The following is a 15,252-nucleotide window of genomic DNA, read 5'->3' on the forward strand; positions in this document are numbered from 1 at the left end:
GGTGCTCAGATCTCCTTCAGGAGGGCGTCGGTGGTGGTCACGACCGCGCAGCGGCCCGCTGCCCAGCGCAGCGCCATGTCGTGGTCCTCGCGCGAGAAGTCGGCGACGGCATCGGCCACGACGAAGGCCTGGATGTCCCGCATCCACGCATCGGCGGCGCTCATGAGTACGCCGATGTGTGCGTACACACCGGTGATCACCAACTGGTGGCGGCCCGACTTCCGTATCAGGGACTCGAGTTCGGTACGGACGAACGCGCTGTACTTCCACTTGGTGAGCACCGTGTCACCGGCGGCCGGTGCGACGGAGTCCGGCATGGCCAGGGCCTCGGCGTCGTCGGCCGCTCCGGGGCCCCAGAAGTCGAGCTGGAGCCCGCGCTCCTCAGCGGTCTGGCCGCCGCGCTGCGCGGAGTAGACCACCGGGACGCCGGCGCCTCGGCACTCCTCGATGATGCGGGCCGTGTTGCCGAGCATGCCGGTCAGTGGCTGTTCGCCGGCGCGGTAGGCGCCGAGGAAGTGGTTCTGTAGGTCGTGGACGAGCAGCACGGCGCGCGCCGGGTCGACGGTCCACGCGACCCGGTTCGCGGGGAGGTCGTCCGCGCCGGGCAGGGGATAGGGGGCAATGGCGGGAAGTGCCATGGGGCGGCCTTTCAGTGCCGGGCGTGTTCGGCGGAAGCGGAAGCGGGGGCGGGGGCGGAACCGGGGGCGGGTGCGGAGCCGGACCTGGAGCGGGGCGCGGAGCCGGAGCGCAGCCCCTTCTTGCTGACCTTGCCGATCCCGGTCTGCGGGAACGCGTCGACGAACTCGACGAGGTCGGGAACCTTGTACGCGGCGACTCCGCGCTCGCGTACATGCCGTTTCACCGCGACCGGCCGCAGCGGTTCGGTGCCGGCGCGCAGGATCACGTACGCGAGCGTGCGTTCACCCAGGAACGCGTCCGCGACGCCCACCACCGACACGTCGTGCACGGACGGATGGGTGAGGATGATGTTCTCGATCTCCTCCGGCGCGACCTTCTCGCCGCCCCGGTTGATCTGGTCCTTCGCCCGGCCCTCGACCACGAGACTGCCGTTCGCGGTGCGGCGCACGATGTCGCCCGTACGGTAGAAGCCGTCGTCGGTGAAGGCGGTCCTGTTGTGTTCGGGGGCGCGCCAGTAGCCGCGGATCGTGTACGGGCCACGGGTCAGCAGATGCCCGAAGTCGCCCTCGGCGACGTCCTGTCCGGCGTCGTCCACGATCCGGATCTCGTCGTCCTCGGAGATCGGCCGGCCCTGTGTGGTGACCACGGTCTCCTCGTCGTCGTCCAGCCGGGTGTAGTTGACGAGGCCCTCGGCCATGCCGAAGACCTGCATGAGCCGGCAGCCCAGCGCGGGCTCCAGCCGACGGGCCGCCGCCTCGCTGTACTTGGCACCTCCGACGAGGACCAGTTCCAGACTGGACAGGTCCTGCTCCGCGTCCGCCGCGGCCTCCGTCCATACCAGGGCGAGCGGCGGCACCATCCCCGTCATGGTGACCCGTTCCTGCTCGACGACCGGGAACGCCGTCGCCGGATCGGGGCGCGGACACAGGACGACCGTGCCGCCCGCGTACAGCGCGCCGAGCCAGCCCGGCGAACTCATCGGGAAGTTGTGCGCGGCCGGCAGCACCACGAGGAAGCGGGTGTCCTCGTCGACGCCGCAGATCTCGTTGGAGCCGCGCAACGAGTAGATGTAGTCGTCGTGCGTACGCGGGATGAGTTTGGGCACTCCCGTCGTGCCGCCGGACAACTGGAGGAAGGCCAGGTCGTGCGGCTCGGGCCCGTCGAGCGGACCGCCCTCCTCGCAGGGCACCTCGGACAGCGCGGTGTGCTCGCCCGGGTCACCGATGACGAACACGTGCTCCAGCCCGGGAGTCCGCGCCTTCACCGCGGTTGCCAGCGCACGGTGGTCGAACCCGGCGTGCCGGTCCGGGATCACATAGGCGACGGCCTCGGTGAACGAGCAGAAGTAGCCGATCTCCGTCTCCCGGTGGGCGGGCAGGGCGAAGACGGGCAGCGCACCGATCCGGAAGAGGGCGAAGACGACCTCGACGAACTCGGCGACGTTGGGCAGCTGGACGACGACCCGGTCGCCCTTGGCGATGCCCCGGTCCGCGAACCCCGTCGCCAACCGGCCCGCACGCGCGTCGAGTTCGCCGTACGTCCAGGCGCGGCGCCCGCCCGCGGGGTCGATGACCGCCACGCGGTCGCGGTGGGCGGCGGCGCGCGCCCGGAGTACGCCGGTGAACGTCTCGCCGCGCCAGTGACCGGCCGCGCGGTAGCGCTCGGCGAAGCCGGCGGGCCAGGTGGGGGCGTCGTCCTGCGGGGCGGCGCTCACAGCGCGGCCCCCACGGCGCTGAGGAAGGTGCGGAACTTGGCAGCGGTCTCCGCGGTCTCCGCCTCGGGCGAGGAGGCGGCCACCACACCGGCGCCGGCGAACAGCCGCAGTGAGCGGCCCTCGGCCTCGGCGCAGCGGATCGTCACGACCCACTCGCCGTCGCCGTCCGCGTCCTGCCAGCCGACCATGCCGGTGTAGGCGCCGCGGTCGAAGGGTTCCGACTCCGCGATGACGGCGCGGGCCGTCTCGGTCGGGGTGCCGCACACCGCCGGTGTGGGGTGCAGCGCCGAAGCGAGATCGAGGGAGGTGGTGGCGTGGTCGGCGAGTGTTCCGGTGACGGTCGTCGACAGGTGCCACATGGCGGCGGTCCGTACGAGCGTGGGGTGTTGGGGGACGTCGAGGCCCGGGCAGAACGGGGCGAGGGCTTCCCGTACGGCGTCGATGACCACCGCGTGTTCGTGCAGGTCCTTGGCGGACTCCAGCAGTGCGGCCGCCCGTCGCACGTCCTCGGCCAGATCACTGCTGCGCGGTGCGGAGCCGGCCAGCGGGTTGGCGGTGAGTACGTTCCCGGCTCGGGCGACCAGCAGTTCGGGGCTGGCGCCGATCAGGGTGCGGTCCGGCCCGCTGGGCACGGCGAAGGTGTAGCCCTTCGGGTCGTGCTGCGCGAGCCGGCGCAGCATGGCGGGCAGGTCGAGCTCGTGCGGGGAGGTCAGCTCCAGGGTGCGGGCGAGGACGACCTTGTCGAACTCCCCGGCCCGCATCCGCCGGACCGCCGCGGCGACGGCCGCGGTGTACGCGCCGGCCTCGGGGACCTCGCGGGTCTGCCAGGTGCCGGGCTCCGCCGAAGGGCCGGGGAGCGCGATGAGCGGGTCCTCGCAGAGCGCCGAGGTCCGGCGGACGGACTGCGGGACCGCCAGTGAGTGGGGGGCGCCCGGTGTGAAGGGCAGTGCGCCCACCACGATCGGTGCCGGGTCCCCGGCGCGCCGCCGGGCATCGAGCACCTCCCGCACCCGGGTGCTCAACGGCCTTGCATCGTCTGGGACTTGGGCTGCTGTGCCGGATGCGAGCAGGGTCCGGCGCGACGAGGCGAGGAAGCGGTCGGTGCCGGGCCGGTAGGCGTCGAGCAGTGCGGTGGCCGCACCGGGGGAGGCGTGGGGAGTGGACGGGGCCGGGGCGGTGGGTACGCGCAGTGAGGCAGACATGTCTTCTTGTCTCCAGTGGGGGAGGGCTGCGATCCGCTGTCGAAGGTGCCGAACGAGAGGTCCTGGGGCGTGTTCCGGCAGTACCGCCGCGAGCGTGCGTGCCGGGCGTCGCCGGGCAGGCGGGACTTTCGGAACAGGCCTAGGCCCGCAGCGTGGCGCCGCCGTCGACGTAGAGGTCGTGCAGGGTGATGTGGCGGGCGCGGTCGGACACGAGGAAGGCGACGGCGTCGGCGATGTCGGACGGGTCGGCGATCCGGCCGAGCGGAATGCCGGTGCGGTAGCTCGCCGGGTCCCCGTCGATGACGCGGCGGGCGGCGGCCGCTTCGACCTGTGCGTCCCCGGCCGGCCACATGCCGCGCTGCATGTCGGTGAGGGTCGAGCCCGGTGAGACGGTGTTGCAGCGGACGCCCAGGGGGGCCAGTTCCAGGCCGAGGCACTTGGTGAACATGACGGCCGCGGCCTTGGACGCCGCGTACGCGGCCATGTCCGTGCGGGGGATGCCCGCGGCGTTGGATGCGACGGTGACGATGCTGCCCGTTCCGCGTCCGGCCATCCGGCGTGACACGGACCGCGAGACATGGAACACCCCGTTGGTGTTGACGGCGAACGTGGCCGCCCAGTCCTCGTCCGTCAGCTCGGCGACCGCCGAAGTCCGCAGTACTCCGGCGACGTTGACCACGATGTCCAGCGGGCCGAGCGTGTCCTCGGCCTCCGCGACGAGTGCCTCCACGGCTTGGGAGTCCGTGACGTCGAGTGTGCGGGCCACGACCTGCCCGCCGTACTTCAGGGCGAGCGCGCGGACGCCGTCGGGGGCGACGTCGGTGGCCAGGACCCGGGCGCCGCGCTCGACGAGGGCGTGCACCACCGCCTCGCCGATCCCGCGGCCCGCCCCCGTCACGAGGGCGAGCCGGCCGGTGAGTTCCGGGGCGGGGTTCACTTGACCATGGCCTTGCGGATGTCGTCGAGCACCGAGACGGCCGCCTGCGCGCCGCCCAGGCTCGTCCACTTCGTTCCGTCGATCACGGTCGCACGATCGTTGCTCACGGCCTTGAGCTGCTTGTACGCAGGCTTCTTGGACAGTTCGCCCACAAGGTCCTGGTCCGATCCGGTGGAGGTGAGCGTGCCGATGAAGAGCCAGTCCCCGTCGATCTCCTTGAGGTTCTCGTCGCTGATCGGGGTGGAGTGGCCCTCGCCCTTCTCGTTCTGGATTCCGGGGCGGGTGAAGCCCAGGTCCTTCAGGACGTCGCTGATGAACACGCCCTGCTGCATGACGGCCGAGCCCTTGGCCGAGTAGCGGGCGACGGACACGCTCTTGCCGGCCTCCGCGCCCAGGTCCTTCTTCAGGGCGGCGGCCCGGGTGTCGTAGTCGGCGAGGAACGCCTCGGCCCGGTTGCCCTTGCCGAGCGTCTTCCCGGTGAGCGAGAGCGCCTTCTTCCAGTCCTTGGCGCCGTCGATCGTGACGACCGTGGGCGCGACCTTGCGCAGCTGCTGGAGGACTTGTTCGTCGGCGAGCTGACCGGCGAGGATCACATCCGGCTTGGCCTGGACGACCTTCTCGATGTCCGGTCCGGTGACCGCGCCCACCACGGGGATGCCCTTCGCCCGGTCCGCGAGGTAGCCGGGCGCGCCCTTCTGGCCGCGGCCGGCGGTCAGACCCACCGGCTTCACGCCCAGTGCGAGAGCCGCGTCCAGGTCCATCTCGCTGAGGACGACCACCCGCTCGGGCGCCGAGGGGACCTTCACCGACGTCCCGGTCGCGTCCGTCACCTGAGTCGTCGTCGCGGACTTGGACCCGCCCGAACCGTCAGATCCCTCCGAGGCATCCGAGGACCCGCAGGCGGTCAGCGCCAGGGCACAGATGCCGATCAGAGAGGCCGCCACCGAGGGGCGGGCAAGGCCGTGGGAAGAGAAGGTCGAATTCGGGGCCATGGCCTGGAATCTCCGTTGCGTTCGAGTGATGGGGTCGGTCCGGGTGGCTGCTCCGCCGCACCGAAGGGGGACAGGGCAGGGCGATTGACGCCGTTTCAGGGCATGGGGGAGCCCTGGGGGCCGCCGACATCCACCCGGCTTACTTAGGTTAGGCTAACCATATGTCGATCGCGCAAAGGGGACGGCCCGAAGCCGAGTCCCGCCCCACCGAAGCCCTGCCGCGGGAGGGACGCGCGGCCGTGTGGGCGGCCGCCGGTCTCGTGCTCCTGCTGCCCGTCCTCGTCCTGCTGTCTCTGCTCGTCGGCACCGGGTCGAGTTCGGCGGGAGGCGCCTGGCACTACCTCGTCGGCGATCCGGCCGCCCGGGCGGACGCGCAACTGCGCCTGGCCGTCGTGGACGTACGCCTGCCGCGCACGCTTGCCGCGGTCCTGGTCGGGGCGTGTCTGGGAACGGCGGGATGCCTCCTGCAGGCCGCCACCCGCAACCCCCTCGCCGAGACGGGACTGCTCGGCGTCAACTCGGGCGCCGCCTTCGCCGTGGTGCTGGGGCTCACCTTCTTCGGTGCGGACTCTCCCGCCTCGTTGCTGGTGTGGGCCCTGGCCGGAGGGATGGTCGCGAGCGCGGCCGTCCTGCTGTTCGCCGCGTCCGGACGCGGCGGCGGATCCCCGCTGCGTCTCGTCCTGGCCGGATCGGCGCTCGGCGCCACCTTCCACGGACTCACCTCGTACGTCCTGCTGGGTACGCAGTCCACTTTCGACACCTACCGCTACTGGACGATCGGCTCGCTCGCCGGCGTCGAGCTCTCCGACCTGCTGCCTCTCCTGCCCCTGATCGCGCTGGGGCTGCTCACCGCATTCTGCAGCGCCCGCCCGCTGGCGGCGCTCGGGCTCGGGGACGACGGAGCCCGCTCCCTGGGGCACCATCCCGGCCGGATCCGCCTCGTCGTCGCCGCGGCCGTCTCGCTGCTCGCCGGATGCGCCGTCGCCGTGGCCGGGCCCATCGCCTTTCTCGGCCTGTTCGCGCCCTACGCGGCCCGGGCACTGGCCGGAGCGCGGATGACCGCCCAACTCGCCCTGTCCGCCCTGATCGCGGCCGACATCATGATCATCGCGGACCTTCTCGCGCGGATCGTCATCCGGCCCTGGGAGACCCCGGTCAGCGTGCTGCTCGCCTTCGTCGGCGGCCCCCTGCTCGTGTGGATCGCCCGCTCCTCCCGGCTGTCCACCGCGGGGGTACCGGCATGAGCGACGTGACCCCGCCCGACAGCGTCGTGGTCCGCACCGGGACGCTGTCCTGGCTCCTTCCGAGGCGCAGCGCGCTCACTGCCGCGCTGCTCCTTCCGCTGCTGGCCCTTCTCATCACCCTGGCGGTGATGGCGAGTTCGACCGGCATGAGCCTTTCGCAGACCCTCTCGGGACTGCTGGGAACCGGTGATGCCGGCACCGTCATGATCGTGCGGGACTTCCGGCTTCCCCGCATCTTCACCGGTCTGCTGGTCGGCGCCGCTCTCGGTGTCGCGGGCTGTCTCACCCAGACCCTGGCCGGCAACCGGCTCGCCACACCGGACCTGGTCGGGGTCAACGAGGGAGCCACCGCTGCCGTGGTGGCCGCCGCCGCGGGGTCCGCCACCGGCATGGTCGGCAACTGGTGGCTCGGGCCGCTCGGCGCCATCGCCGCCGCGGTCCTCGTCGTCCTCTGCGCCGGGGGAGCGGGCAGTGCCGGATACCGGCTGCTGGTGGCCGGTATCGGCGTCTCCACCTTCATCGGCGCGGTCAGCGACCTGATCATGTCGCGCGAGAACGACAACACCGCGGGCGGCGTGTTCCTCTGGGCCGTCGGCAGCCTCAACGGACGCGACTGGGACGCCGGAGTGCCGCTGGCCGTGGCCCTGCTGTTCCTCGTCCCGCTCTCGCTGGCGGCCGGGCACCGCCTTCAACTCCTGCGCTTCGGCGACGAGGTGGCGAGCTCCCTCGGTGTCGACCTGCGGCGGGTACGTACCTGCGCACTCGTCCTCGCCGTACTGCTGGCCGGTACGGCCGTCGGGGTCGGCGGTCCCATCGCCTTCGTGGCACTGGCCGCGCCGATCCTCGCCCAGCGGCTGAGCGGTCCCACCCGGGTCCCGGTCACCGGCTCGGCGCTGACCGGGGCCGCGCTGATTGCCGCGGCCGATGCGATCGGACGCGTTGCCGCGCCGGTCGAACTGCCCGTCGGGGTCGTCACCAGCGTCCTCGGCGGCCCCTTTCTCCTGTGGGTACTGCTGCGGCCCGACCGGGCCGCCGGAAAGGCGTGAGCCGCACATGACCGAGAATCCGACCGCTGCGAAGGCGGGCCTCGAAGTCCTTGGCCTGCACGCCGGATACCCGGGCCGCCCTGTCGTCGAGAACGTCGAACTCACCGTCCCCGCGGGACAGGTCGTCGCGATCGTGGGCCCCAACGGCTGCGGCAAGTCGACCCTGCTGCGGACCGTCGCCCGGCTCCACCGGCCCGAGTCCGGCAGGGTCCTGATCGGCGGGACGGACATCTGGGAGACCGGCCGGCGCCGGGCCGCCCACCATGTCGCCCTGCTGCCGCAGTCGCCGCGCGCCCCCGAGGCGGTCACCGTGGCCGGCCTGGTGCGCTACGGCCGCAGCCCGCATCAGGGGCTGCTGCGCCAGTGGTCGCGCGAGGATGAGCGGGCGGTACGCGACGCACTCGACGCCACCGGCACCACCGCACTGGCCGGCGAGCGCATCGACCGGCTGTCCGGCGGCCAGCGCCAGCGCTGCTGGCTCGCCATGGTCCTCGCCCAGCAGACCCCGGTCGTCCTGCTCGACGAACCCACCAGCGCCCTCGACCTCGGCCATGCCGTCGAGGTCCTGGAACTCGTCCGCGAGGTCGCGGCCACCGGCCGCACCGTCGTCATGGTCCAGCACGACCTCGCCGCCGCGGCCCGTTACGCCGATCTGCTCGTCGCGATGAAGGACGGCCGCGTCATCGCCCGGGGTGCTCCCCGCGAGACGGTCGACGAAGCCCTGGTGAAGGAGCTGTACGCGCTCGACGCGGACATACTCGACGCCCCGGGCGACGGCTCACCCGTCGTGGTGGCGCGCAGCCGCACCGGCGTGACCACGAGGCCGACTCTCACTCCGTAATGTCGCATTTGGGCGATTGTTCGGAATAGTTAAGAATGCTCGACGGAGTCACCTTTCTCCGGGTCATAGCTTCTGAATATCGAGCAAATCGCCCCTTTCGGGCGCAGTGGCCAGCGTCACGTTTTCGGCCTCCGACGCAGAATCGGAGGCTCTGGTTCCCTGTCGTGCCAAGAAAGTTGACCCGCCCCGGTGTGACCGGCGTCCCACATTTCCTTTGATTGATCTTGCGAATTAATTGCGATCAAGAATTCCGGGCTTGTTTCGCCTGCCCTTTCTCGCTTACGGTCGCCGTCAATCCGGATGGAACGCCGAATCCTGCCGCCGTCCGGTAACCCGACCACTCACGTACGGCAGGAGCGGGGGACCCAGGTTTGCCGCCGTTCCGGAATCCGGAGCGGCTAGGGGTGAAGTCGCCATGTGCGGCCGGACATCTCCAGTCCGAACCCGACAGCTCACCTCGCAGGCGGCGGAGAGGAAAAGCGCCATGCCCTTCAAGGGTCACCACCGTCGTTCCAAGTCCACGTCCCTGACCCGCGGTTTCATCGCCGTGAGCGCGGGCGGAGTCGTTCTCGCGCTCCCCCTGATCGCTGCCGGTTCGGCTTCCGCCGCACCCGCCCAGGCGGTCGTCGCAGAAAAGGCCGCGGCCCCGACTTCCGTGTCCGGCAAGGAAATTGCCGCACAGAAGACCGAGTCCACCACCTATTCCGTGATCTCCGGTGATTCCCTTTCCAAGATCGCCCGGGGGCATTCCCTCAGCGGCGGCTGGGAGCGGCTGTACCAGGACAACCGAAGTGTGGTGGGCGGCAACCCCGACCTCATTCACCCGGGCCTGAAGCTGACCATCGGCGCCAAGTCCGCGGCCGCTGCCCCCAAGGCGGCGACCAAGAGCGAATTCAAGGCGGAGAACACCTCCGGCAGCGCCTCGCAGCCGTCGGCCGACCGGGCCGAGAGCGCCGACCGCGCCGACCGTTCCCAGCGGACGGCGGCGCCCGTCGCCGTGGAAACCGCCGCGACCACCTCCACGCAGACCGCGACGGCGTACACCGACGACCTCGACGGCTGGATCAAGGAGTCGCTCGCCGTCATGGCCGAGCACGGCATCCCCGGCAGCTACGACAGCATCCACCGCAACATCCTGCGCGAGTCCTCGGGCAACCCGCAGATCGTCAACAACTGGGACTCGAACGCGGCCGCCGGCACCCCGTCCAAGGGTCTCCTCCAGGTCATCCAGCCCACGTTCGACGCGTACCACGTGCCCGGCACCTCGCTGGACATCCTGGACCCGGTCGCCAACATCACGGCCGCGTGCAACTACGCCGCCGCCACGTACGGCTCGATCGACAACGTCTTCGGGGCCTACTGATCCACCGCGGATCCGCCCCCGCGCGGAGCCGTGAACAGGGGTGGAAGGGAGCTGAACAGCTCCCTTCCACCCCTGTTGCGATGCCGTACAACCCTTGTGCCGCGGAGCCGGTCCAACAGGGCGTCAGGAGGGTAACGGGCCCTTCCCGGCGTCCCCCCCCGGACTCGCCCGGTCATCCTTGAACCGAGGAGCCGCTCGTGCGCACCTACCGACCCGCCGCCGTTGCCGCGGCCTCATTTCTCCTGATGGCGGGGGCCGCCGTCGCCGCGCCTTCCGCCTCTGCCGGTACCCCCGGCGGAACGCACGCGGACGACCGCAACACCGACTTCAACGGTGACGGCTACGAGGACGTACTCATCGGCGCGCCAGGCGGGACCATCGGCGGCGAGAAGGGCGCGGGCTACGTGACCGTGCAGTACGGCGGGCCGGGCGGCATCGGCACCAGCCGGGGTGCCGTCCTCAGCCAGAACACCACCGGGGTGCCGGGTTCCGCCGAGGCCGGGGACGGCTTCGGCCGCGCACTGGCCACCGGGGACCTCGACGGGGACGGGTTCGACGACGCGGTCGTGGGCCTCCCCGGCGAGAACATCGAACCGGTGGCCGACGCGGGCGGCGTCGTCGTCCTGTGGGGCTCCGCGCAAGGGCTCTCCGGCGCGGACAGCGACTGGCTGCAGACGGCGGAGCCTGCCTCCGGCGGCAGATTCGGCAGCGCGCTCGCCGCGGCGCACTTCAGCCCCGACATCCCCGGCGACCAGCTGGCCGTCACCGACCGTACCGACTTCACCCTGTTCCAGTACGACCCGGGAACCCGCCGGAACGCCACGTCGAGCATCAGCCACATCCCCGGCACCCCCGGGCGCGAGATCGCACCCCGCGCCCTGACCACCGGCGACTACGACGACAACGGTCTCGCCGACCTCGTCATCTCCGGTGTCACCGTCGGCGACGAGCCGGGGCACGGCTGGTCCGCGGTCCTCCTCGGCGAGGTACAGGGACTCCGCTACGACCACGACCTGCGCGGCGGCCCGGCCGTCGCCTCCGGAGACATCGACAACGACGGCTTCGACGACCTCGTCACCGGGGAGCCCGGCAGCCCCGACGGCGGCGAGTCGATGACCGGCGGTGCGGTCGGCGTGTACCACGGCAGCACGGGCGACGGACCCGTGGGCGCCGAGGGTCCGGGCACCCCGCCCGTGTGGTGGACGCAGGACACCACGGGCGTCCCCGGCAGCCCGGAGGCAGGCGACGGCTGGGGCGCCGACCTATCGGTGGCGGACACCGACGGGGACGGATACGCGGACGTGGCCGTCGGAGCCCCCGGCGAGGACATCGGCGCGGTCGCCGACGCGGGAGCCGTATGGGTGCTGCGCGGTGCGGCCGGCGGACTCACCGCCACCGGCGCCGCCTCATGGGACCAGAACTCGGTGGACGTGCCGGGCGTCCCCGAGAAGGGCGACCGCTGGGGCGGCCAGGTGCGGCTGACCGACCCGAACAAGGACGGCCGGTTCGGTCTGCTGACCGCAGCACCGGGAGAGAACGCCGGCGACGGCGTCGTCTGGGTGTTCTCCGCCGGCGCCGGCGGCGTGACGCCCGCCGGCTCGTGGACGTTCGACGCCCGGCCGTTCGGCGGTGCGAGGACGGGCGCCGGATACGGAGCCACGATCGACGAGTAGAGCGCCGGGAGAGCGGACCGGGGCGGGCCGCCGGACCCGCCCCGGTCCGCTCTCCCGTCCGCTCCGAACCCGGTGCGCGATGCCACTATGAACCTTTCATCCCGCGCGCTACCCTCCGCCGCATGATTTCCACGGTGGTCTGGGGTACCGGCAATGTCGGCCGCGCGGCCATCCGCGCCGTCGAGGCCCATCCGGCCCTGAAACTCGCGCACGTGCTCGTCCACGACCCCGCCAAGGTGGGCCGCGACGCGGGCCTCCTCGCCGGCCTGGACCGCGATCTGGGCGTCGCCGCGACCGACGACATCGACGCGGTGCTGGCCGGCTCTCCCCGGGCCGTCGTCTACGCGGCCTCCGGCGACATCCGCCCCGACGAGGCACTCGCCGACATCATCAGGGCGGTGGCCGGGGGCGCCGTCGTCGTCACCCCGGCGCTGTACGCGCTCTACGACCAGCGCGGGGCCCCGCCCGAGCTGCGCGATCCGGTGCTGGCCGCCGTCGCCGGCGGGGGCGGCTCGCTCTTCGTCTCGGGCGTCGATCCCGGCTGGGGCAACGACGTGCTGCCCCTGCTCATCAGCGGACTCGGCACCGCGGTCGACGCGATCCGCTGCCAGGAGATCTTCGACTACTCCACCTACGACCAGCCCGATTCGGTCCGCCACCTGATCGGTATGGGACACCCCATGGAGTACGAGCCGCTGATGCTCGCGGCCTCCGTCCCGACCATGGTGTGGGGTGGGCAGATACGCCTGATGGCCAGGGCCCTGGGCGTGGAACTCGACGACATCCGCGAGACCATGGCCCGGCGGCCGCTCGAAACCACCGTCACCACCAGGACGATGGGCGAGTTCGAGGCCGGCACCCAGGGCGCGGTCCGCTTCGAGGTCCAGGGCATCGTCGAGGGCGAACCCCGCATCGTGATCGAGCACATCACCCGCATCCATCCCTCCTGCGCGCCGGACTGGCCGTCGCCGCCCGACGGGGCCGGTGCCCACCGCGTGATCATCGAAGGGCGCCCCCGCATCGAGGTCACCGTCGAGGCCACCGACGAGGGCGAGAACCGGTCGGCGGGCGGCAACGCCACCGCGGTCGGCCGGCTGGTGAACGCCATCGACTGGCTGGTGGAAGCGGAACCCGGACTCTACGACGCCCTCGACGTCCCCCTGCGTCCCGCAGCCGGCCGACTCGGAAGGAAGCAGCCATGATCATCGATATCCCCGAGGGCCAGGAGCCGATCGGCTACGTGTGGGGCGACATGGTCCCCGGCATCGGTATGGCCGCCGCGAACTTCTCCCTGTCGGTGTACGAGCACACGACTCTCGGGCTCCGTGAGTTCGAGGCCGCCCGGCTGCGCATCGCGCAGATCAACGGCTGTCTCTTCTGCCTGGACTGGCGCACCGAACGCGACGGTCAGAAGGTCGAGGAGGAGTTCGCCGGTGCGGTGAGCGAGTGGCGCACCACCGGAGTCTTCGACGACCGGACCAGGCTGGCGGCCGAGTACGCCGAGCGGTACGCCCTGGACCACCACGGCCTGGACGACGCCTTCTGGGCCCGGATGACCGCGCACTACAGCCAGCACGAGATCGTCGAGCTCAGTATGAGCATCGGTTCCTGGCTGGCGTTCGGCCGGCTCAACCATGTGCTCGGCCTCGACGCGGTGTGCGTACTGCCGGGGCACTGAAGAACAGCCCGCGGGCCCTGTTGTGGCGCGCATCCGGTAGGAGGCCTGTCCGTCGCCTCCTACCGGAAGACTCACGCGAGGGGACCCGCCGTCACAGATCGGTGGCGATGATCTTCTCGATGTTCCGTTCGGCGAGTGCCGTGATGGTGACGAACGGATTGACGCTGGTGTTGCCGGGGATCAGCGAGCCGTCGATGACGTAGAGGCCCGAATAACCGTGCAGACGGCCGTAGTTGTCGGTGGCCTTGTCGAGGACGGCGCCGCCGAGCGGGTGGTAGGTGAGGTGGTCGCCCCAGATCTTGTAGACGCCGAAGAGATCGGTCCGGTAGATCGTCCCCTCCCTGGCGTTGATCTTGTCGAAGATCGTCTTCGCCATGTCGATGGACGGCTGCTTCCAGGCGGTCTGCCAGTTCAGGTCGACCTTGCCCGTGGCGGCGTTCCAGGAGAACTGCGCGCGGTTCGGGTTCTTCGTGATCGACAGATAGAACGAGGCGAACGTCTCGATCCCGGTCGGCAGCGGTGCGACCTCGGCGAACGCGCCCCCGGCGGCCCAGTTGTCGATGCCGCCGCAGGGGATGCTCGACTGGACCGCGCCGGTCGCGTCCCACACGTGATTGGCGCGGCCGCACATGACGTTGCCGTTGTCGCCCCAGCCCTTGCCGATCTCGTCGTTCAGACCGGACAGCGCACCCGTGGCCTTCAGCCGGGTCAGCAGCTTGCTCGTGCCGACGCTGCCCGCGGCGAAGAACACCTTGTCCGCGGTGACCGTCTTGGTGGTCGCGACGCTCCCGTCGGTGCGGAGTTCGTCGATGACGACCGTGTAGCCGCCCCCCGTCGCCGGGGAGACCGAGGTCACCTGGTGCAGCGGTGAGACGGTGACCTTGCCCGTCGCCGCGGCCTGGGCGAGATAGGTCTTCTGCAGCGACTTCTTGCCGTAGTTGTTGCCGTAGAGGATCTCACCGTCCAGTGCCGACTTGGGTACGGTCCCGGCCGCCTCCTGCTCCATGTAGTCCCAGTCGTACACATCGGGCACGAACACGAACGGGAAGCCGGAGCGCTGGGCGTGCTTGCGGCCGACCCGGGCGTACTTGTAGCAGTCGACGGTGTCGAACCAGGCGGGGTCGACCGTGGCCACCCCGAGCCCGGAGTTGGCGCGCGGGTAGTAGGTCGCGTACATCTCCTCGGCGCTCACCGTCGGCAGGATGGCGCCGAAGTTCTCGCGCTTGGGTGTCACCGCCATGCCGCCGTTGACCAACGACCCGCCGCCGACCCCGCGCCCCTGGTACACCGTGATGCCGCTGAAGTCCTCGGCGTCCAGGATGCCGGTGTAGCGGGGGATGGCCCGGTCGATGGGGAAGCCGAGGAAGTTGCTGAGGGGCTGCTTGGACTTGGTGCGGAGCCAGTACGAACGGCCGTCGGGGTTCGTCGTGTTGGCGAAGATCTTGCCGTCCGCCCCGGGGGTGTCCCAGGCCATTCCCATCTCGATCATGTGGACGTGGACGCCTGCCCGGGCGAGCCGCAGGGCGGCCACGGAACCCCCGTACCCGGTGCCGACCACCAGAACCGGGACGTGGTCCCCGCTGCCGATCACCGCGGCTGCGCTGGTGGTACGCGCCTGGGCGGAGGTGGCGTGACCCGAGAGCGCTGCGGCTCCCAGGATGAAACCTGTTCTAGCCATGAATCTGCGCCGTGAAACACCGCTCGATCCCTTGTGGGGTAAGCTCGAATCCGTCATGTGACGTTCCTCACTCTCGATCGAATGGGAACGAGTTCTACTGGCGCTTGCGTGAGAAGTCACTACATACCTATGGGTAATTTCCCGGTCCCCGGCCGTCCGTCGACGGTGGCGGGCCGTGTTCGCTCCAGCGGGTCGCGTCCCGGGGTGCGGGGCCCGGGTATCGCATGGATGCTGGGAGGGTCAGC

General features: G+C 71.1%; 13 protein-coding genes and 1 riboswitch. Of the genes, 7 read left to right on the forward strand and 6 right to left on the reverse strand.

Annotated features, from left to right (window positions below):
* Positions 1 to 5: 5 nt before the first annotated feature.
* The 5 genes from OG912_RS33965 to OG912_RS33985 form a co-directional block, all read right to left on the reverse strand.
* Positions 6 to 638 carry an isochorismatase family protein gene (locus OG912_RS33965; RefSeq protein ID WP_327712649.1) on the reverse strand — a complete coding sequence of 211 codons (633 nt, stop codon included), beginning with the start codon at positions 636 to 638 and terminating at the stop codon, positions 6 to 8.
* 11 nt (positions 639 to 649) lie between these two features.
* The gene (locus OG912_RS33970) at positions 650 to 2,353 is read right to left on the reverse strand and encodes a (2,3-dihydroxybenzoyl)adenylate synthase (protein WP_327712650.1); all 1,704 of its coding nucleotides are present in this window, start codon (positions 2,351 to 2,353) and stop codon (positions 650 to 652) included.
* On the reverse strand, positions 2,350 to 3,555 hold the full coding sequence (locus tag OG912_RS33975; RefSeq protein ID WP_327712651.1) for an isochorismate synthase: 1,206 nt from the start codon (positions 3,553 to 3,555) through the stop codon (positions 2,350 to 2,352). Before OG912_RS33975 ends, OG912_RS33970 begins: the two co-directional genes overlap by 4 nt.
* Before the next feature lie 139 nt (positions 3,556 to 3,694).
* Complete coding sequence (locus tag OG912_RS33980; protein ID WP_327712652.1) at positions 3,695 to 4,492, reverse strand: 2,3-dihydro-2,3-dihydroxybenzoate dehydrogenase; 798 nt, start codon at positions 4,490 to 4,492, stop codon at positions 3,695 to 3,697.
* Positions 4,489 to 5,484 (reverse strand): ABC transporter substrate-binding protein, encoded by a 996-nt coding sequence (locus OG912_RS33985; RefSeq protein WP_327712653.1) that lies wholly within the window; start codon positions 5,482 to 5,484, stop codon positions 4,489 to 4,491. The genes OG912_RS33980 and OG912_RS33985 overlap by 4 nt, the downstream gene beginning before the upstream one ends.
* 161 nt (positions 5,485 to 5,645) lie before the next feature.
* Between OG912_RS33985 and OG912_RS33990 the strand changes: the two genes are divergently transcribed.
* From OG912_RS33990 to OG912_RS34020, 7 genes are all read left to right on the forward strand, one after another.
* Positions 5,646 to 6,728 (forward strand): FecCD family ABC transporter permease, encoded by a 1,083-nt coding sequence (locus tag OG912_RS33990; RefSeq protein ID WP_327712654.1) that lies wholly within the window; start codon positions 5,646 to 5,648, stop codon positions 6,726 to 6,728.
* The gene (locus tag OG912_RS33995; RefSeq protein WP_327712655.1) at positions 6,725 to 7,774 is read left to right on the forward strand and encodes a FecCD family ABC transporter permease; all 1,050 of its coding nucleotides are present in this window, start codon (positions 6,725 to 6,727) and stop codon (positions 7,772 to 7,774) included. The genes OG912_RS33990 and OG912_RS33995 overlap by 4 nt, the downstream gene beginning before the upstream one ends.
* Before the next feature lie 7 nt (positions 7,775 to 7,781).
* The gene (locus OG912_RS34000; protein ID WP_327712656.1) at positions 7,782 to 8,615 is read left to right on the forward strand and encodes an ABC transporter ATP-binding protein; all 834 of its coding nucleotides are present in this window, start codon (positions 7,782 to 7,784) and stop codon (positions 8,613 to 8,615) included.
* Between the two features lie 296 nt (positions 8,616 to 8,911).
* A riboswitch (cyclic di-AMP (ydaO/yuaA leader) is annotated at positions 8,912 to 9,096 on the forward strand.
* Between the two features lie 3 nt (positions 9,097 to 9,099).
* Complete coding sequence (locus OG912_RS34005) at positions 9,100 to 9,978, forward strand: LysM peptidoglycan-binding domain-containing protein (protein ID WP_327712657.1); 879 nt, start codon at positions 9,100 to 9,102, stop codon at positions 9,976 to 9,978.
* 197 nt (positions 9,979 to 10,175) lie between these two features.
* Complete coding sequence (locus tag OG912_RS34010) at positions 10,176 to 11,651, forward strand: FG-GAP repeat protein (protein ID WP_327712658.1); 1,476 nt, start codon at positions 10,176 to 10,178, stop codon at positions 11,649 to 11,651.
* 122 nt (positions 11,652 to 11,773) lie between these two features.
* Positions 11,774 to 12,853 carry an NAD(P)H-dependent amine dehydrogenase family protein gene (locus tag OG912_RS34015; protein WP_327712659.1) on the forward strand — a complete coding sequence of 360 codons (1,080 nt, stop codon included), beginning with the start codon at positions 11,774 to 11,776 and terminating at the stop codon, positions 12,851 to 12,853.
* The gene (locus OG912_RS34020) at positions 12,850 to 13,329 is read left to right on the forward strand and encodes a carboxymuconolactone decarboxylase family protein (protein ID WP_326734625.1); all 480 of its coding nucleotides are present in this window, start codon (positions 12,850 to 12,852) and stop codon (positions 13,327 to 13,329) included. Before OG912_RS34015 ends, OG912_RS34020 begins: the two co-directional genes overlap by 4 nt.
* 91 nt (positions 13,330 to 13,420) lie before the next feature.
* On the opposite strand, the gene OG912_RS34025 is transcribed toward OG912_RS34020, so the two are convergent.
* Positions 13,421 to 15,007 carry a GMC oxidoreductase gene (locus OG912_RS34025; RefSeq protein WP_443061047.1) on the reverse strand — a complete coding sequence of 529 codons (1,587 nt, stop codon included), beginning with the start codon at positions 15,005 to 15,007 and terminating at the stop codon, positions 13,421 to 13,423.
* Positions 15,008 to 15,252: the final 245 nt, after the last annotated feature.

Source organism: Streptomyces sp. NBC_00464, assembly GCF_036013915.1.
Classification (GTDB): Bacteria; Actinomycetota; Actinomycetes; order Streptomycetales; family Streptomycetaceae; genus Streptomyces.

Coding starts and splice junctions, on each gene's coding strand:
- OG912_RS33965 (WP_327712649.1), bottom strand. CDS start 638: ATGGCACTTCCCGCCATTGCCCCCTATCCCCTGCCCGGCGCGGACGAC.
- OG912_RS33990 (WP_327712654.1), top strand. CDS start 5,646: ATGTCGATCGCGCAAAGGGGACGGCCCGAAGCCGAGTCCCGCCCCACC.
- OG912_RS33975 (WP_327712651.1), bottom strand. CDS start 3,555: ATGTCTGCCTCACTGCGCGTACCCACCGCCCCGGCCCCGTCCACTCCC.
- OG912_RS34020 (WP_326734625.1), top strand. CDS start 12,850: ATGATCATCGATATCCCCGAGGGCCAGGAGCCGATCGGCTACGTGTGG.
- OG912_RS34015 (WP_327712659.1), top strand. CDS start 11,774: ATGATTTCCACGGTGGTCTGGGGTACCGGCAATGTCGGCCGCGCGGCC.
- OG912_RS33995 (WP_327712655.1), top strand. CDS start 6,725: ATGAGCGACGTGACCCCGCCCGACAGCGTCGTGGTCCGCACCGGGACG.
- OG912_RS34000 (WP_327712656.1), top strand. CDS start 7,782: ATGACCGAGAATCCGACCGCTGCGAAGGCGGGCCTCGAAGTCCTTGGC.
- OG912_RS34005 (WP_327712657.1), top strand. CDS start 9,100: ATGCCCTTCAAGGGTCACCACCGTCGTTCCAAGTCCACGTCCCTGACC.
- OG912_RS34025 (WP_443061047.1), bottom strand. CDS start 15,007: ATGGCTAGAACAGGTTTCATCCTGGGAGCCGCAGCGCTCTCGGGTCAC.
- OG912_RS33985 (WP_327712653.1), bottom strand. CDS start 5,484: ATGGCCCCGAATTCGACCTTCTCTTCCCACGGCCTTGCCCGCCCCTCG.